5 protein-coding genes and 2 pseudogenes are annotated in these 4,600 nt (G+C 39.7%); 2 read left to right on the plus strand and 5 right to left on the minus strand.

All coding sequences use genetic code 11. The features are described from left to right. Nucleotides 1–105, minus strand: a pseudogene (locus AB6C75_RS22730) (IS5/IS1182 family transposase); the annotation flags it as partial. A gap of 379 nt (nucleotides 106–484) precedes the next feature. Between AB6C75_RS22730 and AB6C75_RS22735 the strand changes: the two are divergent. Together AB6C75_RS22735 and AB6C75_RS22740 are read left to right on the plus strand one after the other, a co-directional pair. Next, the gene (locus AB6C75_RS22735) at nucleotides 485–919 is read left to right on the plus strand and encodes a CesT family type III secretion system chaperone (protein WP_017098098.1); all 435 of its coding nucleotides are present in this window, start codon (nucleotides 485–487) and stop codon (nucleotides 917–919) included. 6 nt (nucleotides 920–925) lie between these two features. Continuing rightward, nucleotides 926–2,122 (plus strand): hypothetical protein, encoded by a 1,197-nt coding sequence (locus tag AB6C75_RS22740; RefSeq protein ID WP_017098097.1) that lies wholly within the window; start codon nucleotides 926–928, stop codon nucleotides 2,120–2,122. A 608-nt stretch (nucleotides 2,123–2,730) separates the two neighbouring features. Here the strand turns inward: AB6C75_RS22740 and exsE2 are convergent. From exsE2 to AB6C75_RS22760, 4 genes and pseudogenes are all read right to left on the minus strand, one after another. Beyond that, complete coding sequence (gene exsE2, locus AB6C75_RS22745; protein ID WP_017098096.1) at nucleotides 2,731–3,021, minus strand: T3SS regulon translocated regulator ExsE2; 291 nt, start codon at nucleotides 3,019–3,021, stop codon at nucleotides 2,731–2,733. Nucleotides 3,022–3,028: 7 nt separating this feature from the next. Next, nucleotides 3,029–3,475 carry a type III secretion system chaperone gene (locus AB6C75_RS22750; RefSeq protein WP_017098095.1) on the minus strand — a complete coding sequence of 149 codons (447 nt, stop codon included), beginning with the start codon at nucleotides 3,473–3,475 and terminating at the stop codon, nucleotides 3,029–3,031. Nucleotides 3,476–3,678: 203 nt separating this feature from the next. Beyond that, nucleotides 3,679–3,798, minus strand: a pseudogene (locus AB6C75_RS22755) (ISAs1 family transposase); the annotation flags it as partial. 254 nt (nucleotides 3,799–4,052) lie between these two features. After that, nucleotides 4,053–4,487: a CesT family type III secretion system chaperone gene (locus tag AB6C75_RS22760; RefSeq protein ID WP_017098094.1), complete on the minus strand. Its 435-nt coding sequence runs from the start codon at nucleotides 4,485–4,487 to the stop codon at nucleotides 4,053–4,055. Nucleotides 4,488–4,600: the final 113 nt, after the last annotated feature.

Below are 4,600 nucleotides of genomic sequence, written 5' to 3' on the forward strand. Positions count from 1 at the left end.
GCCACTTATCGCTTCTTCATCAATCCAAAAGGTCAAAGAACCGCGGTTAATGAGTGATTGGTTGTATTGCTTCCAGTTGGTTGTTTTGTAACGAGGTTTAGGCATAGGGCTACGAGAGGGAGTGAATGTAGCTGCTCAGGTCGTAGATTCTTAATTTAGTTCCACTGAATTGCGAAACAAAGCTAATCTTACCACTTAACCAACTCATTTACGTTCCAATGCCTATGGAATTGGGTCTCGCTTTTGGCTGGCTAAGCAAATTATAATCATTTACCAAAACTTTAAAAAAGTATACAAAATTCAATTAGATAAACATAATTAAGATGATGTAATTTGAGGGTGAAAATGCTATTTCCGACCATTTTACGGAGACCATCGAAACTGTTCCCGTAGAAACATAAAAAATAACGGCTACATATGATTGCCGTTTTTTTGTTGCACGTTAATCTAAGTGGTAAAACCATGACAAATTGAACAGGATAAAATGGACAGAGAAAGTAATGTCAAATACTGGCTGAGAAATATCAACGAGCAGCTAACTCTAATTGACCGTCGGTGCCATATGCGGGTAGACGAGGCTCATTCCCTCCTGGTCCAACTCTCTGAAGATGGACAGGAGCTTCTACTTCATGGTGAGATAACGGATATTTCTATGAAGGATGAATTGTATATACTCCGCAGCAGTATGGTACTGAACGGACAACAGGATACGATGAAACGTTGTTGGTTAGCGACGCATCAAAATAAACTGCTTCTCATTCATGAGCTTAGCTTAGTTGATTGCGATGAAATCGACTTTGAGAACACGATGAACAACTTCATTGTGCTTATGAGTACTCTTAGAACTCAATTTAGTTCGGTATCAGAACCGATAAATGAAGTAACCATGCCTTATTCTCAACAGCTTATAAAAGGATAAATATTCATGCCTATTGGATTGAATCCAGTTCAAACGACTAATGTCACAAACACTTCAACTCATACCAAGAGTCCATATGAACTAAAGGTTCAGCCTGACAAAGCTAAACTACTGCAGGATATCGCGCCAACAGGACCTACACTGAAACAACCCACCACAGGAGAAAAAACTGCTATCACGATAAGTATGGATGAAGCAATGACAGCAATGACAGCAATGAACAAAGAACAAGCGAAGGGAGGTTTTACTCTTGATGACGGACGACAGTTCGAAATTCGAGATATGCATGTAATCAGACAGAACAAGGGGGGCTTGATAAGCCGGATGAAAGAAGGTTTCATCAAAGCATTACATGGTCAAGGAGCTTCATCCTCAGATGCTAAAAAGCTGACCGCAGCGTTACACCAAAAAGCCGATAACCCAGCAGTTCAGGAAAACTTTGTGCGCTCGTGGGATAGTGGAGGTTTTACAGATCCTACAGTAGTAAGTGGTGAAATGGGAGTGCGTGGGCACCAGTCAAAACAAGATTTTCAGTTTATTGTCCACACCGCACCAATAACTCACTTGATGGAAGGGAAGGGCGTTTTTAGTATTGATGCAGAAAGTGCGCTAACCTCCTGGGATGTAGCATGCACTAGTATCGTAAACCAGAGCAAGACTTTCACTTATGGCTCCGTTGGTGTAATTCTGAAAGTTCCGGAACAAAATGTTATTGCCGCTAGTCCAAACGATCTGATGTCGGAAACCAACATTGGTCTTCTTGATCGGACTGAAGATCTTGTCAACGTCTCAGATAAGAACGCTACAAAGACCCGCTATGAGGCAATGCCTGACTATGAACGTACAGGGTTACTAGCAAAAAAGGAATTACCGCGACATCAAAGGCATACCAACACTCCAAGTGAAGTCCTGAAGAAAACCTATGGGATGCGCAATGAAATTCTTATCTGTACGTCTGGAGGTGTAAATCTCCACGAGGGGCAGAAGGCAACCGAGAAGGTGGAAATAGCAGGGTTTTTCCTCAACGACAGCGCCCCAACAGCCTCTCACCAAGATTTAGCCGATTGGAAAGGAGAAACGTTGTTATCCAAAAATGATAAGTACGAGTTATTCAAGCAGCATGCTGAGCCCCTAGCCCAAAAACTTGGAGTGCCAATTATTTACTTAAACGGTACAGCGGATATTGCGGAAGTTTTGAAGTAGAAATAAATATAAAAACGCAAATTTTTATGTAGTCTGGTGTTGTAGGGCAAATGAGAGGCGAGCGTCTAATAGTTGATTTTCTGAACATATAATAACTAACGCAGATACCACCAACTAAGGTGGTGTCTGCAATTTAAGTTTGAAGGTCAAATCGATAGAAGTGTGTTAAAATAACTCTTTTTCTTAACTGAATTAAACAACAACGTCGCATTTATCGTAAAACAGCTTTAGTTATGGCATAAATCGTCATTATATCTATGTATGCATTGATTTTAAACAATATTAGAAGGTGATGAGAGTAAGAAGTTTTTTAAACGGCTTTATAGATGGAGTTATTCTCCTCCGGCAACGCATGTAAACAATGAGGATTACCTTTCCCCTACAAAGATAGGCGTCTAAGTAGTGCTGAATCTTTGGCTACCTAAGCTTCACGGCTCAAAAAAACGGGAAGCAAAAATTTGACTATCACAAGTGTCCACTATCTGAAACAGCGTGTATTGTGTGCTACAGCTATTAGTACCGCTTTAACTCTGTGTCATTACAACGCACAAGTTGAGGATAGTTACACAAGGCTCAAAACTAGGGCCGATTTCGATTTATGGTCGTTTTTATTGAGACTGACTGATCACTTGGATTTTTCTATTCAATAAGGCTTGTACAGAATGAGGGTCTTTTTCGAAGCTTAAGATTGAGTTATAAATTTCCACATTCGCATGCATCGACAACAACTCACTTAACTCCAGTTTGGAGTTGGCTCGATTCGCCTCTCGCTCTCCAGGACTAGTCTGTACAACGGTTCGCCCCAGAAAGGTGCCTTGCGTTGCGAGGGGAGGTTGTCCTTTGCTCTCTAAGTTATTGAAATATATATCATTTATTTTTGGTTTGATGTCGTTGGACATAAGGTACCTAAACTCTTAAGTCTGAGCTCTGAAGCATAGACGGTGAAACTTCTGTTACGACATGAGCAGACAACAAGGACTCCCAAGATTCGCTCTGTGTGAGCAGTTCAGCAAGTCCACTCTCAAACAGCTCATAGTCGAGTTTTTCGGCACGAAGCAACCTGTTTAAACACAGCTTGTGCCTGTGATTATCTAGACTAAAAAATAGTTGATGTTCAGACCAGTGATAGTTGAATGACAAAAAAGAACGATAAAGATCAGAATTAACAATTTGTAGGTCAACAATCTCTACTTCTAGTTGAAGTGTTTCTATTTTAGAGTGAAAAATTAAATGCACTCTTAACTTATCGTCAAAAGCTAACCCCAGTTCGTCTTCAGTCAAATGTAATTCAGGCAAGCCTACTCGACGAGAAAACTCTATCAGAACCTCATCTACAATTTGGCGTACTGACATAAAAACAGTCCTTTCATTAAATGTTAATAGTTATTATAGGTTAAACAGGTGTTTTTTATATTATTATTGGTTGATATTTTTTATATATTACGTAAGGTTCAGTCAGATCGCAATTACCAAAATACGCAGTTCTTCGGCATTCGCGCTTCTTAAGCGTGATTCTATTCCTTTTATGGTCTCAATAAGGGCACGAATGTACTTTGTTAATCTGATGTAAACAGAACGGAGGCTCTGTAATCTTTATTCCATGCAGCTTTATTCATCTTCCTTGGTACTGATAAGTCCCTTTCGGATTTCCTAAATCAGTCCTGAACAAAACGTTGATGATGAAACTGATTCAGTGACACACTCTCAAAGGGCTAGTTGTCTTTGTTTACATACTTTGTTAATAATTCTTGATGTAGTACCAATGGAGCAAGAATTGTTGCCTCGCCTTCAAACCAAGTAGCTCTTCCTGAACCAAGCATCCCGATGTGACTAGGGAATACTGTAATCAACTTGCGTGTGAAGCAAGTTGAGAGCAGACCGCTAGCTGTAATAGTATTTCAGCTCCCTGCAGTTTATTAGGTTAATACAATTAAACGCGAAAAGTTGTAGGGTAAAAATGTGATTCTTTGTCGATAGATTTTGATTCTATATTGTTAGCTAGAGAGGTTATTTGTTCATAGTATTGGCTGAGCAATTCCAATTGTTGATATACCGTGTACCGATCGGCTTGAACGATAGGCTGATGATTCCAAAGAATGAGGTTATTACTTTTATTATCAAAGCCAACAACTGGTTTTTTCTCATCTTGGCTAAACATATTCATTTCAAGCAAAACCTGAGCATTGTTTTTGTTGAGTTCACCTAAATTACTTAACATCATCAAACGTCCACTTGGGTGTTCGGTAATGTGGCACTCTTGCTCTCCTACTTTAATGCTTGTCACATTATTCGTTTCAGTGTTTGCTGCCTCTAGACCGAGCTCTTGGCAAAGCATTTCAACTACTTTTATATATTGCTGACTCATATTGTTTACTTATTTACTGTAAAAAGGCGTGTCAGTAGACCAAAAAGTGAGTTTAATAACGGCTTTGTTGCGTAATTCAGTTAGAGACAGAGCAGCCCCATTTCGTGCGTTTC

Source organism: Vibrio sp. 10N.237.312.B06 (genome assembly GCF_041464685.1).
GTDB lineage: Bacteria > Pseudomonadota > Gammaproteobacteria > Enterobacterales > Vibrionaceae > Vibrio > Vibrio tasmaniensis_A.